This is a genomic window from Pseudahrensia aquimaris (assembly GCF_042676045.1).
GTDB lineage: Bacteria > Pseudomonadota > Alphaproteobacteria > Rhizobiales > Rhizobiaceae > Pseudahrensia > Pseudahrensia aquimaris.
In genome coordinates this window covers 116,943-133,261 of sequence record NZ_JBHTJV010000002.1, presented here as the reverse complement: position 1 = coordinate 133,261, position 16,319 = coordinate 116,943, and the positions used below count along the sequence as shown (strand labels likewise).

Below are 16,319 nucleotides of genomic sequence, written 5' to 3'. Positions count from 1 at the left end.
CCAGCCCCTAGGCTGATGGTCAAAACAGAACAAAGACAAAGTCGCCCATGCAATTTGAAGGCATCTACACGCCAGTTGTAACGCCCCACAACGACGATCATTCCATCAACGAAGACGCCTTTGCAGCCGTTATCGAACACCTGATCGCATCGGGCGTTCATGGTCTCATCATCGCAGGCACAACGGGCGAGTATTACGCGCAGTCGATGGAAGAGCGCTTTCACATGATGGCGCTGGCCAAGAAAATCATCGGCACACGCCTGCCCTTGATCATAGGCACCGGCGCGATCCGCACGGAGGATTCTATTCTCTATGCCCGCGAGGCCAAGCGCATCGGCGCGGACGCTCTCTTAGTCGCGACCCCGCCTTACGCATATCCAACAGGCCGTGAGATCGCGCTGCATGCGCTTGCCATTGACCGCGAAGCAAATCTGCCTGTTATGCTTTACAACTACCCCGGCAGGATGAGCGTCAATATGGACGAAGAGACGCTGGACCGTCTGGGCCGCTCACCAAATTTTTGCGCCATCAAAGAATCCTCCGGCGACCCCAACCGCCTGCATATGCTGGCCCGCGATTATCCGCACATTGCTCTATCGTGTGGGATGGACGATCAGGCGCTGGAATTTTTCGCTTGGGGTGCCCGATCGTGGGTCTGCGCCGGTTCGAATTTCGCGCCCGCAGCACACATCGCACTCTACAAAGCCTGCGCCATTGAAGGCGATTTCACCAAGGGTCGCCGCATCATGACCGCCATGCTGCCGCTGATGAGCGTTCTGGAACAAGGCGGCAAATTCGTTCAATGCATCAAGCATGGCGTCACCCTGCGCGGCATAGATTGCGGCCCACCCCGCCGCCCGCTTCAGCCGCTCAACAAGGAGGACAAGCGACAGCTTGCCGAAGTCATCAGAACGCTTGACGCCGCCATCCAACAAATCGAAGGGGACACCGCATGAGCGACCTTCTTACCCGTGACGACTATGCAGCCATCGCGAAAGATATGGACTTCCCCCGCACCGCCTTCATCGACGGCAAGTATCGCAAAGGCAGCGGCACACCTTTTAAGACGATCAACCCTGCAACGGGAGAAACACTCACCGAAATCACCTCATGCGATGCGGCAGATGTGGATTTCGCGGTCAGCAAAGCACGCGAGGCTTTCGAGCAGGGCCATTGGTCAAAAATGCATCCCGGTGAACGCAAGGAAATCCTGATCCGCCTTTGCAAACTCATCACCCGAAATGCCCGCGAACTGGCAGTTATGGAAAGTCTCGATTCTGGCAAACCCATTCGTGATTGCGTTCAGATAGATCTTCCAGAGACCATCCACACAATCAAATGGCACGCTGAGGCTGTCGATAAAATCTACGATCAAGTCGCCCCCACAGGCGAAGACGCTATGGCCATGATTTTGCGCGAATCCATTGGTGTCGTCGCTGCGATCTTGCCTTGGAATTTCCCGCTGCTGATGCTCGCCTGGAAAATTGGGCCTGCGCTCGCAACTGGCAATTCGGTGATCGTCAAACCCGCAGAGCAGACATCACTGACGGCCCTGCGTGTAGCCGAGCTAGCAGCGGAAGCAGGCATCCCCCGCGGCGTATTGCAAGTGTTGCCCGGCGATGGTCCAGCCGTTGGCGAGCCTCTCGGACTGCATATGGATGTGGACATGGTCAGCTTCACCGGCTCCACAGAAACAGGCCGCCGCTTCTTGCGATATGCAGCAGATTCAAACCTCAAGAAAGTTGTTCTAGAATGCGGCGGCAAAAATCCGGCCATCGTTCTGGACGACGCAGAAAATCTTGATCTTGTCGCCCAACACGTCGTCAACGCAGCTTTCTGGAACATGGGCGAAAATTGCTCAGCCAATTCCCGCCTCATTGTTCAAGCCTCCGTCAAAGACGCGCTCATGGAGCGCGTCACCGCCCGTCTGCGCGACTGGAAAACAGGCGATCCGCTTGACCCGCAAAATCATCTGGGAGCGTTAATCGACGCCGAACACGTTAAGAAGGTCTCTTCTTATCTGAAAAACAAACCCAAAGGCCCCTTCGTCGAGCCGACCATATTCGAAGTCGACCGCAACGACCCACTCGCCCACGAAGAAATCTTTGGCCCCATCCTTTCCGTCATCACGGTCGCAACCCTGGACGAAGCCATTGAGGTCGCCAACGACACCGATTATGGCCTCGCCGCCAGCGTCTTTACGGCCAACACCCGCAAAGCCATGACAACGGCTCGCGCCATTCGCGCAGGCACCGTCACTGTAAACTGCTACGGAGAGGGCGATATCTCGACGCCCTTTGGAGGCTATAAGCAATCTGGCTTTGGCGGACGAGACAACGGCATCCATGCCCACGACCAATACACGGAATTGAAAACCATATGGGTTGATCTCTCCGACCCTGCCAGCGGAGACAATGTCGGATGAGCATCGCGCAAGAACCCGTCCGCCTCCGCCGCGGCGGACGTTCCTCGCGCCGCGAATTGCGCTCTGCTCACGACACAACCATGCTGCCCGCGTTGAAGCGCAATCTTCCGCTGGTAGAACCGTTGAACGACGAGCAGATTGCCAAGATTGATAACGCGTCGATGGATATTCTCGAAGAGGTCGGCGTTGTTTTCCGCGACCCGGTTGCGATCGAGGATTGGCGCAAAGCGGGTGCAAAAATAGGCGAGGACGACCGCGTTCATCTTGATCGTCAAATGGTGCGCGAATTAATCCGCACCATCCCGGAAAACTTCACCTATCACGCACGAAATCCAGCCAACAATCTGCCCTTCGGCAAAGACCACGCAATCTTCGTTCCCATGACAGGTGCGCCCTATATGCGCGATCTGGAGGACAAGCGACGTGGCCCGACGTTGAAAGACTTGGGAGATTTTCACAAGCTCGCGCACATGCTGCCGGCTATGCATTCCACCGCCCATCACATTGTTGAACCGATGGATCACGTGGTCGCCCACCGACATCTGCGCATCACCTATTCATCCATGAAACACTCCGACAAGACATTCATGGGCATGACCACCAGTCCGAAAAACGCAGAAGACGTGATGGACATGTGCGCCATTTTATTTGGCGAAGAATTTATGGAAACCCATGCCGTCACTACTGGCAATTGCAATGGCAATTCACCCCTAGTGTGGGACGAAACCATGCTGGGAGCGATGCGCGCGTTTTGCAAGCGCAATCAGCCGGTCTTGTGTTCGCCCTTCGTGTTAGGCGGCGCGAACACACCCGCATCAACCGCCGCCGCCGTCGCTCAACTGAACGCCGAAGCACTGTCTGCCCTCGCCTACACGCAGGTCATCCGCAAAGGCTGCCCTGCAATCTACGGTCACTATCTTTCCACCGTATCGATGAAGTCCGGCGCACCGATGGCAGGCACGCCGGAAATCAGCTTGATGAACTTCATGATAGGTCAAATGGCACGCCACTATCGCGTGCCGTGGCGCACGTCGAATACCTTGGGCGGCGCGAAGACGTTTGACGCGCAAGCCGGCTACGAATCGGCCTCCACCATGATGGCGGTGCTGATGTCCGGTGCGAATTACATGTGGCACTCCGCCGGTTGGAACGAAGCGGGAATGCACTGCTCAATGGCGAAATTTGTGGTCGATGCTGAACAATGCGCGATGGGCTACCGCATGGTCGAAGGGGTTCAATGGGATGATTTCGACGAGGCGCTGGCTGCCGTTCGCGACATCGGCCCCGGCGGTCATTATCTTGGTCATCCCCACACACAGGAGAATTTCCAAAAGGCGTTTTTCATGCCCGACATGTTCGACAACAATTCCATCGAACAATGGATTGCAGACGGCTCCAAAGATATAACCGAACGCGCTTTGCTCCACGCAAAGAGCCTCCTCAACGCTTACGAAGAACCCACACTTGAAGCTGCTACAAATGAAGCGCTGCTGGATTACATCACGCGGCGCGAGCGGGAAATTCCGGCGGTTGATGCGCTGAACGACGAGTTCTAGCTGCCGCCAATGAAAGTCACCCGCCAACCCTTCGACCCCGGCCCCGCCGCATGGCTTGAAATTTTGCCAGCCGCGTCCGCGCCAACGCCGCTTGAAGGAAAGCAAACTGCCGATGTGGTGGTGATCGGCGCAGGCTTTGCCGGCCTCACCGCCGCCCGCCGTCTCAATCAATTGGAACCGAAGGCCAAAATCATTGTGCTGGAAGCCCGCAGGGTTGCGGAAGGGCCAGCAGGCCGCAATTCCGGCTTTATGATTGACCTTCCCCACAATCTCGCCTCCAAAGACTATGCGGGCGTAAGCGACACGGACGCTGCGCAAACTGCTATGAACCGCGAAGCCATCGCCTACGCCGCCCAAGCCGCCGAAGAACTGGCTATGAGCGATGAAGCCTTCACCATAAGCGGCAAAATCAACGCTGCCGCCACGGAAAAGGGCGATAAACATAACCGCGACTACGCCATCCATTTGAGCAAACTCACCGAAGCCCACGAAATGCTGGATGCCGCTCAAATGCGAGCCATCAGCGGCTCGTCCTACTATCGTTCCGGCCTGTTCACCCCCGGCACAGCCATGCTTCAACCCGCCCTGTACGTGCGCCATCTAGCGCGTGGGTTGGTGGAAAGCGGCGTTATGCTATGCGAAAATTCGCCTGTTATAGAAATGCGTAAATCAAACCAGAATTGGCAGATCATAACACCCAAAGGATCACTCATCGCGCCCCGCGTTGTGCTTGCCACGAACGGCCATGCGGAAAGTTTCGGCCATTTCCAACGCCGCCTGATGCACATTTATCTCTACGCATCCATGACGGAAGCCTTGTCACCAGAATCCATCGCCAAACTGGGTGGCTCCGAGCGTTGGGGCTTTACGCCAGCAGACCCACTTGGAACCACAGTGCGCAAAATCTCTGGCACCGGCGGCACCCGTATCGTCGTGCGCAACCGTTTCACATGGTCGCCCAAGCGCACCGTTTCCCCCGATAAACTCAACGCCATCGCCCCCGCCCATGACCGGTCTTTCACCGAACGTTTCCCAAACCTCAAAGATGTCAAAATGGAATATCGTTGGGGCGGCCTTTTGTGCCTAAGCTGGAACACCGTTCCTGCTTTTGGTGAAATCGACGACGGCTTGTTTTCCGCTTGCTGCCAGAACGGCCTCGGCACAGCGATGGGGACGCTTTCGGGCAAACTGATTGCAGAAATGATGATGGGCAAATCGTCTAACAGCCTACGCGCCATGCTTGCCTATCCAAAGCCTAAGCGCTTGCCGCCAGAACCCTTCGCATCGTTGGGCGCAGAGGCCACGCTGCGGTGGGGTGAGTTCAGGGCTGGACGCGAAATGTAACGCCAATGCCAATTTGTCGCACTCTGCACTGTACCTGTCACAGTGACCCATCTGGACTGCCCGACCATTTGCTGCCAGCTTATATGCGGAAAAAACAAGCAGTTCGGGAGACTTGCCATGAAAATAACCAAAATCCTCTTCGCCGGTGCCATCGCACTCAGCGCAACCACCGCCTATGCCGAAACACTCCGCTGGGCCCGCGCAGGCGATGCACTGACGCTCGACCCTCACGCCCAGAACGAAGGCCCCACGTCGGCCCTGGCCCACCAGATCATGGAGCCGCTCGTGATGCGTGACATGACGGGCAAGATCGTACCCGCACTCGCCACCGAATGGGGGCCCAGCGCCGAAAACCCGAATATCTGGACGTTCAAACTGCGCGAAGGGGTGAAATTCCACGACGGTGCCGACTTCGATGCTGAGGACGTTGTCTTCTCGCTCAACCGGGCGATGACGAAGGATTCCGACTACAAGGAATTGCTGGCATCCGTGAAAGAAGTTCGTGCTGCTGACAAATATACGGTCGAAATCGAGACCAACGGTCCCAACCCAATCATGCCAAACAACCTTACCAATATGTTCATCATGGACAAAACGTGGGCCGAAACGAACAACGCCGTCAAAGTTCAGGATTACGAGGGCGGCGAGGAAACATTCGCAGCCAAAAATGCAAACGGCACCGGCGCTTACATGCTGGTTTCCCGCGAACCGGACACCAAGACCGTGCTGAAAGCCTTCGACGGCTATTGGGGCAAAGGCGAGTTTCCGCTGGAAGTGACCGAAATCGTCTATACGCCGATCCAGAACCAGGCGACCCGCGTGGCAGCCATCCTGTCCGGCGAAGTTGACTTCATCCAGGACGTGCCAGTGCAAGACCTTGAGCGCGTGAATGCAGCCGACGGCTTGCAGGTGAAAACTGCTCCGCAAAACCGCGTCATCTTCTTCGGCATGAACGTCGGCGATGCCGACATCACCGCTGACGATGTGGAAGGCAAAAATCCGCTCGCCGACAAGCGCGTGCGCCAAGCCATGAACATGGCGATCAACCGCGAGGCGATCAAAAAGATCGTTATGCGCGACCAGTCGATTCCCGCTGGCATGATCGCGCCGCCTTTCGTCAATGGCTGGACGGCAGAGCTTGATGCTGTGCCCGCAACCGATATCGAAAAAGGCAAAGCACTGATGGCCGAGGCTGGCTATCCTGACGGCTTCTCTATCCGCCTCGATTGCCCCAACGACCGCTACATCAACGATGAAGCGATCTGTCAGGCAGCAGTCGGCATGCTTGCGCAGATCGGCATAAAGGTGCAGCTCGACGCCAAGCCGAAGGCCCAACACTTCCCGCTGCTCAGCAATCTTGAAACAGATTTCTACATGCTCGGCTGGGGCGTTCCTACCTACGATTCAGAATACGTGTTCAACTTCCTCACCCACACGAAGGGCGAGAAATACGGTTCTTGGAATGCAACCCGATATTCCAACCCGGAACTGGACGCGAAGATCGTGTCGCTCGCTTCCAACACGAATCTGGAAGAGCGCAACGCGACAATCGCCGACATTTGGAACACGGTGCAGGATGAGACGCTCTACATCCCGATCCATCACCAAGTGCTGAATTGGGGCATGTCGTCCAAAGTCGACACTATCGTCGCGCCCGACGACGTGGCACATTTCAAATATTTCAAAATGTCGAAATAGTCTGACGCCAATCAAAGCCGCCGGTTCTTCTTCGAGCCGGCGGTTTTCCCGTTTTTAAGAGCCCGAAGGAAATCCCATGATCAAGTCACTCGCCGCTGCCTTGCTGGGCGCAACCATCATGGTCACATCTGCCCACGCCGCCACCTTCAAATGGGCTTCAACCACCGACCCACAAACGATGGACCCGCACGCGACGAACTCCGCGCCTGTCCTCGGCTTTTTGAACAACGTCTATGAAGGCCTCGTGCGCCGCTCCAAGACGATGGCAATCGAAGGAGCGCTGGCTGAAAGCTGGGAGCCACTTGGTGACACCGGCTGGCGCTTTAACCTCCGCAAGGGCGTGACATTCCACGACGGCTCGGCTTTCACCGCAGAAGACGTGCTTTTCTCCTACCAGCGCGCATCGGGCGAAACCGCCGACACCCGCTCGTGGTTCGCGCCGGTCTCCGAAGTGAAGGTGGTGGACGATTTCACCATCGACTTCCTCACCAAGGCGCCAAACCCGATCTTCCCCGATTCCATCGCCAACTTCATGATCATGGACAAAGGCTGGAGCGAAGCGAACAACGCCACTGTGCCCGCCAAAGACACCGAGACCCACGCCACGCTAAACACCAACGGCACGGGCGCGTTCAAACTGGTTGAACGCCAACCGGGCCTGAAAACCGTTCTGGAACCGTTTGAAAACTGGTGGGGCACGCCGGAGCACAATCTCACCCGCGCCGAATTCACCCCCATCCAGAATTCAGCCACCTCCGTCGCCGCCCTGTTGGCTGGCAATGTGGACATGATCAACCCTGTGCCCATCCAAGACGCAGCGCGGCTGAAACAATCTGAGGGCATCAAAGTGATCGAAGGCATTGAAGCGCGCGTCATCATGCTCGGCTTCCCCCATGCAGCCGATACGCTGAAATACGGCGCCGATGCGGGCAAGCCCAATCCGTTCAAAGACGTACGCGTGCGCCAAGCCGTCGCCCATGCGGTCAATGTCGACGCAATTATTCAGACAATCATGCGCGGCGCAGCTCAACCCGCCTCGCAATTGGTCAGCCCCGCCATGCGCGGCTATTCCGAAGACCTCGGCACCCGCCCGGCGGTCGATCTGGAAAAGGCAAAATCACTGCTCACGGAGGCAGGCTATCCCAACGGCTTTTCCTTCGGCTTAAAATGCCCCAACGACCGCTATCTGAACGATGAGGCCGTCTGCCAAGCCGTGGTCAGCATGTTGGCGCAGGTCGGCATCAAGTCAGAACTCGACGCCATGCCCGTTCGCACCTACTGGCCGGAACTTCGGGCCGACAATTTCGACATGTATCTGCTCGGCTGGTCCCCCGGCACGTTCGACGCGGAACATCCGATCCGCTTTCTGGCCCACACGCCCGACAGCGAAAAGAAACTCGGCAGCTGGAATTTTGGCGATTATTCAAACGCTGAAATTGATGCCATGCTGCCGCAGATCCAGTCGGAAATTGACGATGCAAAACGCCAAGCCATGCTGAATGCCAGTGCGAAAATCATGCAGGACGAAGTCGCCTACGTGCCGCTTTACGTACAGCCGCTGATCTGGGGCACCCGCGATACCGTTTCGCTTACCCAGCGTCCGGACAATTTCCTCATCCTGCGTTGGGTGACGAAAAACTAGGCGGCGGGACCGGGGGCGCGAAATATGCTGGCATTCATCATCAGGCGGGTCTTCCAGTCCTTCGTTGTGCTGCTCGTCGTCGGGCTGGTGGCGTTCTCCATGTTCCGGTTTGTCGGCGACCCGATCGACAACATGCTCGGCCAAGAGCGAACAGATGCCGACATTGAACGTCTGCGGGGCGAACTGGGCCTCGACCAGCCTTTCATCGTGCAATACGGAAAATTTCTGCAAAACGCCGCGCAGGGAAATTTTGGCATTTCCTATCGCCAAGGCCGCCCGGTCGCTGCAATCCTCAAAGAGCGCGCGCCCGCAACGCTGGAACTCGCATTTGTCTCCGGCATATTGGCAATCTTCTTTGGCGTAGTGCTCGGCGTTTTCACTGCCATCAAACGAGACGGAATAGCCGCCAACGTGATCATGGCAACATCGCTCATAGGCGTGTCGCTGCCAACATTTCTGATAGGTATCTTGCTGATCTATCTCTTCGCAGTAGAACTTGGCTGGCTGCCCAGTTTCGGACGCGGAGACACGGTGCAGATCGGCGGTTGGACGACAGGCTTTCTCACGTCTTCAGGCCTTAAGGCCATCATCCTGCCCGCCATCACGCTCGGCCTCTATCAAATGACGCTGATCATGCGGCTGGTCCGATCTGAAATGCTGGATGTGCTGCGCGCCGACTATATCCGTTTCGCCCGCGCCCGCGGGCTGCGCGACCGCACACTGCATTTTCGCCACGCGTTGAAAAACACGCTCGTTCCGGTCATCACCGTCACCGGCCTGCAACTGGGCGCAATCATCGCCTTTGCCATCATCACGGAGACCGTGTTCCAATGGCCGGGCGTTGGCTTGTTGTTCATCAACGCCATCCAATTCGTCGATATTCCAGTCATGGCCGCATATCTCATGCTCATCTCGGTCATGTTCGTGGCGATAAACCTGATCGTCGATATTCTCTATTTCAGCATCGACCCACGGCTGCGCGTCGACCGCTCGGCGGGGCACTGATATGACAGATACTCTCTCCCGCCTCTGGCAAAGCGATTTCGCTTGGTCATTCCGCCATTCGCCCGTGGCTATCATATCGCTCGGCGTTGTCCTGCTGCTCGTGTTGGCCGCAATCTTCGCGCCTCTCATCGCGCCCTACAATCCTTTCGACCCCGGCTCGCTGAACCTGATGAACGGCTTCTCAAGACCGATGGAGCCAAACGCTTTCACCGGAGATGTTTTCTGGCTCGGCACGGACGATCAGGGCCGTGATGTTTTCTCCACCATCCTCTACGGCATGCGCATCTCACTGTTCGTTGGGTTTGCCGCAGTATCGTTTGCACTCATTCTCGGCGTCACACTTGGTCTTCTTGCGGGCTATGTGGGCGGTTGGACAGAAACGATTATAATGCGGGTCGCAGACGTGCAACTTACCTTCCCCGCCATTCTCGTCGCCATGCTGATCTTCGGCATCGCCAAGGGCATCACGCCGGTGGACATGCGCGATGAAATGGCAATCTGGGTGCTCATCATTGCCATCGGCCTGTCGGACTGGGTGCAGTTCGCGCGCGTTGTGCGCGGCGCAACGCTGGTGGAGAAGAACAAGGAATACGTGCAGGCCGCCCGCCTTATCGGCCGCAAGCCCGGCGCCATCATGCTGCGCCACATCCTGCCAAACGTTCTTTCCCCCGTGCTCGTCATCGCCACAATTTCGCTGGCGCTTGCCATCATCGCGGAAGCCACACTCTCCTTCCTTGGCGTTGGCGCACCACCGACACAGCCGTCGCTGGGCACGCTCATCCGTATCGGCCAAGGCTATCTGTTTTCAGGTGAATGGTGGATCATCCTGTTCCCATCAATCACGCTTCTGGCGCTTGCGCTTTCCGTCAACCTGCTGGGCGATTGGCTGCGCGACGCGCTCAATCCAAAGTTGCGCTGATGTCTGACACATTGAGCAATTACCCGGTCCTGTCCGTGCGCGACCTGTCGGTCTCCATCCCGACGCGCAACGGCGTGCTGAAGCCGGTGGACGAAGTCTCCTTCGACATCGCAGCTGGTGAAATCCTTGGCGTGGTTGGCGAATCTGGCGCGGGCAAGTCCATGACCGGCAACGCCGTCATTGGTCTGCTCACCGCACCCACCCACATTTCCGGCGGTGAAATCTGGCTTCAAAACGAACGCATCGACCACTTAAAAGGCGAAGCCATGCGCCGCCTGCGCGGCAAGCATATCGGCATGGTGTTTCAAGACCCCCTCACCTCGCTCAACCCGTTGCTCACCATCGGTGACCAATTGCGCGAGACGATATTGGAACATCTCGACGCATCGGAATCCGAAGCCAATCAACGCGCCATCGAGGGCCTGCGCGAAGTTGGCATTCCCGCCGCGGAAGAACGCATCGACGCCTATCCACACCAATTCTCCGGCGGCATGCGCCAACGCGTTGTCATTGCACTCGCCCTTTGCGCTGAACCCTCACTCATCATCGCAGACGAGCCGACGACCGCCCTTGATGTCTCCGTCCAAGCCCAGATCATCGCGCTGCTGCGCAGGCTATGCCGTGAACGCGGGACCGCCATCATGCTCATCACTCACGACATGGGCGTGATTGCCGAGACAGCAGACCGTGTCGCTGTCATGTATGCTGGCCGCATGGCGGAACTCGGTTCCGCCCGTGAAGTTCTGTCAGCACCAACGCACCCCTACACAATCGGCTTGATGGGTTCGACGCCACTCGCCTCCGCAGGCCGCGACCGTTTGGTACAGATCGAAGGTTCGATGCCACGCCTCGACGCGCTGCCCACCGGCTGCGCCTTCAACCCACGCTGCACACGCGCGCAAGACAAATGCCGCACCGACCCACGACCGCGTCTGGATGCCCATGAAGGCCGCGCCGCCTGTTGGTTTGCCGGAGAGGAAAAGTGATGCCCAGCCTCGTTTCCGTCAAAGACCTGATCCGCATTTTCGACGTCTCCAAACCATGGCTCAACCGCCTTATTGAGCGCCGCGAAAAGGCAATGCTGACGGCGGTGGCTGACGTAAGTTTCGAGATCGAGGAAAAGACGGTTTACGCCCTCGTTGGCGAATCCGGTTCCGGCAAATCGACCATCGGCAAAATCATCGTCGGCCTTCTGCCGCCGTCTTCCGGTTCGGTGGAAATCGAAGGCGTGGACCTCTACCGCGAGCAAGACGCCAAAGCGGTGGACCATATCCGCTCTGATATTCAGATGATCTTTCAAGACCCCTATGCAAGCCTCAATCCCCGCTGGCGGGTGCGCGATATCATCGCCGAACCCGTCGCCGCGCAGGGTGGAAAGGTGGATGGTTTGGCGGAGAAGCTGCTGGAACAAGTGGGCCTGTCCGCAACAGACGCTGGTAAATTTCCTCACGAGTTTTCAGGCGGCCAGCGTCAGCGCATCTGCATCGCCCGCGCGCTCGCTTCCGAACCGCGCCTGATCGTCTGCGACGAGCCAACCTCGGCATTGGATGTGTCAGTGCAGGCTCAGGTGCTAAACCTGATGAGCGATCTGAAGGACGAATTCGGCCTGACTTTCCTTTTCATCAGCCACGACCTCACGGTCGTGCGCCACATGGCCGATGTTGTTGGCGTGCTCTATCTCGGTGGACTGGTGGAAGAGGCCGCTCGCGACGAACTCTTCGACGATCCCAAACACCCCTATACCCGCATGTTGCTTGCTGCTGCACCGAAACTGGATGGCTTTGGCCGGGAGGCAGACCTTCCCGAAGGCGAAATCCCCGATCCGATCAACCCGCCATCGGGTTGCGTCTTCCATCCGCGCTGCCCCATTGCCATTGATCGCTGCAAGAGCGAACGCCCCGCTTTACGGCCTGTCGGCAAGGCTCGTGTCGCGTGCCATCTGGCTGAATAAGCGGCGAAACTCCCTTGATCTGGGTCAAAGACCTATGTTCCCTTCCATGCTCAACTGCTTCATGGAGGATACCGCCATGTCTGCATCCAATGCGCCGACACCCATTCAGCCGATTGATACATTCACCATTCAAACGATAACGGGCGATGATGTAAAAACAGCTCTGAGCAACGGCTTGGCTGACTTCAAAATCACGCCACTGATCAGCATGTTTTTCGGGCTTATGATTGCCCTGTTCGGCATCGGCTTTTCGGCAGGGCTTCTGCTATTTGATCAAATCTGGTTGATTGTCGCCGCAGGTGTAGGCTTCCCATTGATCGCGCCTTTTCTGGCCGCAGGCTTCTACGAAATGTCCCGCCGTTATGAGAGCGGCGAGCCGTTCATCTGGAGCGATATTGTTGGTGTGATCTTCCGCCAACAGCGCCGCGAATTCGGTTGGATGGCCTTTGTGATGCTGTTCGTGTTTTGGGTCTGGGTCTATCAAGTTCGCTTGCTGCTCGCGCTGTTCCTGCAATGGACCTCGTTTTCCTCGCTCGACGGTTTTTTGGTCACCATCTCAACCACAACCAACGGCTTGCTGTTCATCGGCGTTGGCACAATCATCGGCGCCGTTCTTGCAACAGTACTGTTTTCGATCACTGTCATCTCCATGCCATTGCTGCTGGATCAGGAAATTGACTTTGTCTCTGCCATGATTCTGAGCGTGAAGTCGGTGATGGCGAATCCACTTGTCATGCTGGGTTGGGGCATCGTCATTGCAGTCATAACATTCATCGCCATGCTCCCCGGCTTCCTAGGGTTAATAATCGCCGTGCCCATATTGGGCCACGCGACGTGGCACCTCTATCGCAAGGTTCTGATTAAGAGTGTCTAGCTCTTGCCGTGCGCCTTCGCGGTGCGCTCGTTGATTTCACGCAGCGTTGAAATTTCCACCGCTGTTGGCGGAGGCGTTTCTTCCACCGCCTCGTCAAACGAAACCTGCCAGCCGCACGTCTCCTGCACTTGCTCGCGCGTAACGCCGGGATGCATTGAGCGAACGATGAATTCCTTCGTGATCGGATCGGGCGTCCAAACAGCCAGATCGGTAATCAGCAAGGTCGGCCCTCGAGTGGTGATGCCCAACCGCTGCCGATGGTCTCCGCCCTCGCCATGGCCAAAACTCGTAAAGAAATCGACAGCTTCCACCATCCCACGCAGGCTCTGTTTCATCGTGATATAGATTTGCCCTGATGACGAAGCGATTTCCGGCGCTCCCCCTCCGCCTGGCAATCGCGTTTTTGGATTGTGATAATCCCCAATTACCGTGGTGTTGATGTTGCCAAATTTGTCCAATTGCGCAGCGCCCAAAAATCCAACCGTGATGCGCCCGCCTTGCAGCCAATAGCGAAACATTTCCGGCACCGCGACGGTGGTGAGTGCCGTTTCGCACAATTCTCCGTCGCCAATGGAAAGCGGCAAAACCGATGGCGCAGTGCCAATCGTGCCGCTTTCATAGATCAGCGTAATGTCTGGTGCGTGAGTCAGCCGCGCAACGTTACAAGCAGCCGACGGTGCGCCGATGCCGACGAAGCAAACGTCCTCATTACTGAGCGCCCGTGAGGCAGCAATTGTCATCATTTCGGTTGGGGTGACATTGCTCACGACGAAACCCTCAACTTTGCAACACGCGTGGCGAAGTCCTCCGGCGAAGCCTCCAACACGTTCAATCGCATCCAATCAAGAAACCGCTTACGGTCAGAAGCAATGTCACCCCATTCCAAGTAAGCGGTGTTATCACGGTCGTAGTAGCCACGGGCATAAGACGGATGCGCACCGCCCGGCACATGCGCCACGGCAGCTATCGTCCAATGCGGCAGGATCGTAACGTTTGGATGCACGTCATCGAAATCCTCAACGATTTCCTCCACCGTCACAACCGCTCGCTTGGCCGCCAAAACCGCTTCTTTTTGAACGCCCAAAATACCCTCTATAAGAACATTGCCCTTTCGGTCGCCCCGCTGCGCATGGATAAAAGTCACATCCGGCCGAACGGCGGGAACGGCTGCCAATACCTCGCCGGTGAATGGACACGTCACGGACTTGATGTTCGGGTTCACCTCTTTCAGCCCCGCACCCAAATAGCCACGGAAAACAGCCATCGGCAGGTTTGCCGCACCCGCCTCGTAGGCGTTTGCCATCGCGGCATGGGAATGTTCTTCAATTTCCAGCGCCTGAGGCCAACCGTTCTGGATCGCGTCAGTGATGCGTCGCAGCAGCCCCACGCCGGGATTGCCCGCGTAGGAAAAAATCATTTTCCGCACCACCCCCATGCCGACCATCTGGTCGTAAACCAGATCAGGAGTCATCCGGATTAGGGTGAGGTCTTTGACGCCCTGACGAATTACCTCATGCGCCGCTGCGTGCGGAATGAGATGGGTAAAGCCTTCAAAAGCCGCAACATCGCCATCGGAGATATTGCCAGCCACCGCTTCGCTCAAAGGTATAATCTTTGACATGTTATGCGTTGTTTCCCCAATAGCACACTGCGCACACTTCCAATGACAATAGCGCTGGCAAGCCATAGTGCAACGCGAAAGCAGGCGAAGAAACACCGCATTCAGCTTTGCAATCACACGTAAACTACCCTTACACTTGCGGCAGACACTGGTGCGGATAGCCGTGCCGGAAAGAGTGAATTTTTAATCTGGGAGGATACAATGAAAAAGACACTTGCAAGCCTAACACTGAGCGCCGTACTTGCCTTGAGCGCAGCGCCTGTCGCGTCCATAAATGCATGGGCCGACGATGTGAAAGCCACAGCCGTTGCTGGCCATCCGCCCGTGTTTCGCTGGGTGAAAATGATCCCGGAAGTCTTCGTTCCAACAGTCCAAAAGGAACTTGAAGGTTCCGGCCATACTTTCACCGTCGATCTGCAAGCCGGCGGTGCCATTGCAAAGGTCGGCGAGGAGTTGGAAACGGTTGGCGAGGGGCTCGCCGAAATTGGGACGGTGCAAGCTTTGTTCGACCCCGCCAAATTGGCGGTGCAGAACGTCACCTACTACACACCCTTCGTCTCGTCCGATGTGAAACAGATTTCCAACATGATGGACCGTTTGCACAAAGAAGATGCACGTCTTCAGCAGGCTTATACGGACAACAACATCGTCTATCTTGGTGCGCCGATTGGCATTGACGATTACCTGCTGATGACCAAATTCCCGATCAATTCGCTCGCTGACTTGGACGGCAAGAAAATCGCGGCGCCGGGTGCGGCCATCAACTGGCTCTCTGGCACAGGCGCTGTCGGCGTTTCCGGCAATTTGACGACCTATTACAACGAACTGAAAACCGGCGTGTATGACGGCGTCATCGTCTTCGCTTCCGCCGCCGTTCCCGGCAAGCTCTACGAGGTTGCGCCAAACGTCACCCGCATGGGCCTCGGCGCACAATTCGCGGGCGTGCTCGGCGCCAACAAAGACTGGTATGACGCCCAACCGGAAGCCGTCCGCATGGCGCTTCACAAAGGCGCGGACGCCGCGAAAGACTGGTACAATGACGACCTTACCAACTTCGCCGCCAAGGCACTGGAAATCATGGCCGCCAACGGCGCAACAGTTGTTGAAGCGCCCGAAGACATGCGCAAGGCATGGGCGGCTGGCATGGACAACGCCGCCAAGGCATGGGCCGCTGATCTCGATGGTAAAGGCGTGAAAGGCACCGAAGTGCTGTCGCTCTACATGGAAGAAATGCGTAAGGCTGGTGCCACGCCGCTGCGCAATTGGGACAAGGAATAGCGGCAC

At 57.1% G+C, this 16,319-nt stretch carries 14 protein-coding genes; 12 read left to right on the top strand and 2 right to left on the bottom strand.

The annotated features are described in order from the left end of the window. Positions 1-47: 47 nt before the first annotated feature. From ACFQ14_RS00590 to ACFQ14_RS00540, 11 genes are all read left to right on the top strand, one after another. Positions 48-956 carry a dihydrodipicolinate synthase family protein gene (locus ACFQ14_RS00590; RefSeq protein ID WP_377210755.1) on the top strand — a complete coding sequence of 303 codons (909 nt, stop codon included), beginning with the start codon at positions 48-50 and terminating at the stop codon, positions 954-956. Further along, positions 953-2,425, top strand: coding sequence for an aldehyde dehydrogenase (locus tag ACFQ14_RS00585; protein ID WP_377210754.1), 1,473 nt, complete (start codon positions 953-955; stop codon positions 2,423-2,425). The genes ACFQ14_RS00590 and ACFQ14_RS00585 overlap by 4 nt, the downstream gene beginning before the upstream one ends. Beyond that, complete coding sequence (locus ACFQ14_RS00580; RefSeq protein WP_377210753.1) at positions 2,422-3,981, top strand: trimethylamine methyltransferase family protein; 1,560 nt, start codon at positions 2,422-2,424, stop codon at positions 3,979-3,981. Before ACFQ14_RS00585 ends, ACFQ14_RS00580 begins: the two co-directional genes overlap by 4 nt. A 9-nt stretch (positions 3,982-3,990) precedes the next feature. Next, the gene (locus ACFQ14_RS00575) at positions 3,991-5,325 is read left to right on the top strand and encodes an NAD(P)/FAD-dependent oxidoreductase (protein WP_377210752.1); all 1,335 of its coding nucleotides are present in this window, start codon (positions 3,991-3,993) and stop codon (positions 5,323-5,325) included. Positions 5,326-5,442: 117 nt separating this feature from the next. Then, positions 5,443-7,023, top strand: a complete 1,581-nt coding sequence (locus ACFQ14_RS00570) for an ABC transporter substrate-binding protein (protein WP_377210751.1) — start codon at positions 5,443-5,445, stop codon at positions 7,021-7,023. 76 nt (positions 7,024-7,099) lie between these two features. Next, positions 7,100-8,665, top strand: coding sequence for an ABC transporter substrate-binding protein (locus tag ACFQ14_RS00565; protein ID WP_377210750.1), 1,566 nt, complete (start codon positions 7,100-7,102; stop codon positions 8,663-8,665). Positions 8,666-8,689: 24 nt separating this feature from the next. Continuing rightward, positions 8,690-9,670 carry an ABC transporter permease gene (locus ACFQ14_RS00560; RefSeq protein ID WP_377210749.1) on the top strand — a complete coding sequence of 327 codons (981 nt, stop codon included), beginning with the start codon at positions 8,690-8,692 and terminating at the stop codon, positions 9,668-9,670. 1 nt (position 9,671) lies between these two features. Beyond that, positions 9,672-10,589 (top strand): ABC transporter permease, encoded by a 918-nt coding sequence (locus ACFQ14_RS00555; RefSeq protein WP_377210748.1) that lies wholly within the window; start codon positions 9,672-9,674, stop codon positions 10,587-10,589. Continuing rightward, positions 10,589-11,575: an ABC transporter ATP-binding protein gene (locus ACFQ14_RS00550; protein ID WP_377210747.1), complete on the top strand. Its 987-nt coding sequence runs from the start codon at positions 10,589-10,591 to the stop codon at positions 11,573-11,575. The genes ACFQ14_RS00555 and ACFQ14_RS00550 overlap by 1 nt, the downstream gene beginning before the upstream one ends. Further along, positions 11,575-12,540 carry an ABC transporter ATP-binding protein gene (locus tag ACFQ14_RS00545; RefSeq protein ID WP_377210746.1) on the top strand — a complete coding sequence of 322 codons (966 nt, stop codon included), beginning with the start codon at positions 11,575-11,577 and terminating at the stop codon, positions 12,538-12,540. Before ACFQ14_RS00550 ends, ACFQ14_RS00545 begins: the two co-directional genes overlap by 1 nt. A gap of 76 nt (positions 12,541-12,616) precedes the next feature. Next, positions 12,617-13,414 (top strand): DUF2189 domain-containing protein, encoded by a 798-nt coding sequence (locus ACFQ14_RS00540; RefSeq protein ID WP_377210745.1) that lies wholly within the window; start codon positions 12,617-12,619, stop codon positions 13,412-13,414. On the opposite strand, the gene ACFQ14_RS00535 is transcribed toward ACFQ14_RS00540, so the two are convergent. Both ACFQ14_RS00535 and ACFQ14_RS00530 read right to left on the bottom strand, forming a co-directional pair. Further along, the gene (locus ACFQ14_RS00535) at positions 13,411-14,157 is read right to left on the bottom strand and encodes a CoA-transferase subunit beta (RefSeq protein WP_377211321.1); all 747 of its coding nucleotides are present in this window, start codon (positions 14,155-14,157) and stop codon (positions 13,411-13,413) included. The genes ACFQ14_RS00540 and ACFQ14_RS00535 overlap by 4 nt on opposite strands. A gap of 20 nt (positions 14,158-14,177) precedes the next feature. Beyond that, positions 14,178-15,035, bottom strand: coding sequence for a CoA transferase subunit A (locus ACFQ14_RS00530; protein ID WP_377210744.1), 858 nt, complete (start codon positions 15,033-15,035; stop codon positions 14,178-14,180). Between the two features lie 201 nt (positions 15,036-15,236). Here ACFQ14_RS00530 and ACFQ14_RS00525 point away from each other — a divergent pair, with 201 nt between their 5' ends. Further along, positions 15,237-16,313 carry a C4-dicarboxylate TRAP transporter substrate-binding protein gene (locus ACFQ14_RS00525; protein WP_377210743.1) on the top strand — a complete coding sequence of 359 codons (1,077 nt, stop codon included), beginning with the start codon at positions 15,237-15,239 and terminating at the stop codon, positions 16,311-16,313. Positions 16,314-16,319: the final 6 nt, after the last annotated feature.

Coding starts and splice junctions, on each gene's coding strand:
- ACFQ14_RS00560 (WP_377210749.1), top strand. CDS start 8,690: ATGCTGGCATTCATCATCAGGCGGGTCTTCCAGTCCTTCGTTGTGCTG.
- ACFQ14_RS00535 (WP_377211321.1), bottom strand. CDS start 14,157: ATGATGACAATTGCTGCCTCACGGGCGCTCAGTAATGAGGACGTTTGC.
- ACFQ14_RS00530 (WP_377210744.1), bottom strand. CDS start 15,035: ATGTCAAAGATTATACCTTTGAGCGAAGCGGTGGCTGGCAATATCTCC.
- ACFQ14_RS00570 (WP_377210751.1), top strand. CDS start 5,443: ATGAAAATAACCAAAATCCTCTTCGCCGGTGCCATCGCACTCAGCGCA.
- ACFQ14_RS00525 (WP_377210743.1), top strand. CDS start 15,237: ATGAAAAAGACACTTGCAAGCCTAACACTGAGCGCCGTACTTGCCTTG.
- ACFQ14_RS00590 (WP_377210755.1), top strand. CDS start 48: ATGCAATTTGAAGGCATCTACACGCCAGTTGTAACGCCCCACAACGAC.
- ACFQ14_RS00585 (WP_377210754.1), top strand. CDS start 953: ATGAGCGACCTTCTTACCCGTGACGACTATGCAGCCATCGCGAAAGAT.
- ACFQ14_RS00575 (WP_377210752.1), top strand. CDS start 3,991: ATGAAAGTCACCCGCCAACCCTTCGACCCCGGCCCCGCCGCATGGCTT.
- ACFQ14_RS00565 (WP_377210750.1), top strand. CDS start 7,100: ATGATCAAGTCACTCGCCGCTGCCTTGCTGGGCGCAACCATCATGGTC.
- ACFQ14_RS00550 (WP_377210747.1), top strand. CDS start 10,589: ATGTCTGACACATTGAGCAATTACCCGGTCCTGTCCGTGCGCGACCTG.
- ACFQ14_RS00555 (WP_377210748.1), top strand. CDS start 9,672: ATGACAGATACTCTCTCCCGCCTCTGGCAAAGCGATTTCGCTTGGTCA.
- ACFQ14_RS00580 (WP_377210753.1), top strand. CDS start 2,422: ATGAGCATCGCGCAAGAACCCGTCCGCCTCCGCCGCGGCGGACGTTCC.
- ACFQ14_RS00540 (WP_377210745.1), top strand. CDS start 12,617: ATGTCTGCATCCAATGCGCCGACACCCATTCAGCCGATTGATACATTC.
- ACFQ14_RS00545 (WP_377210746.1), top strand. CDS start 11,575: ATGCCCAGCCTCGTTTCCGTCAAAGACCTGATCCGCATTTTCGACGTC.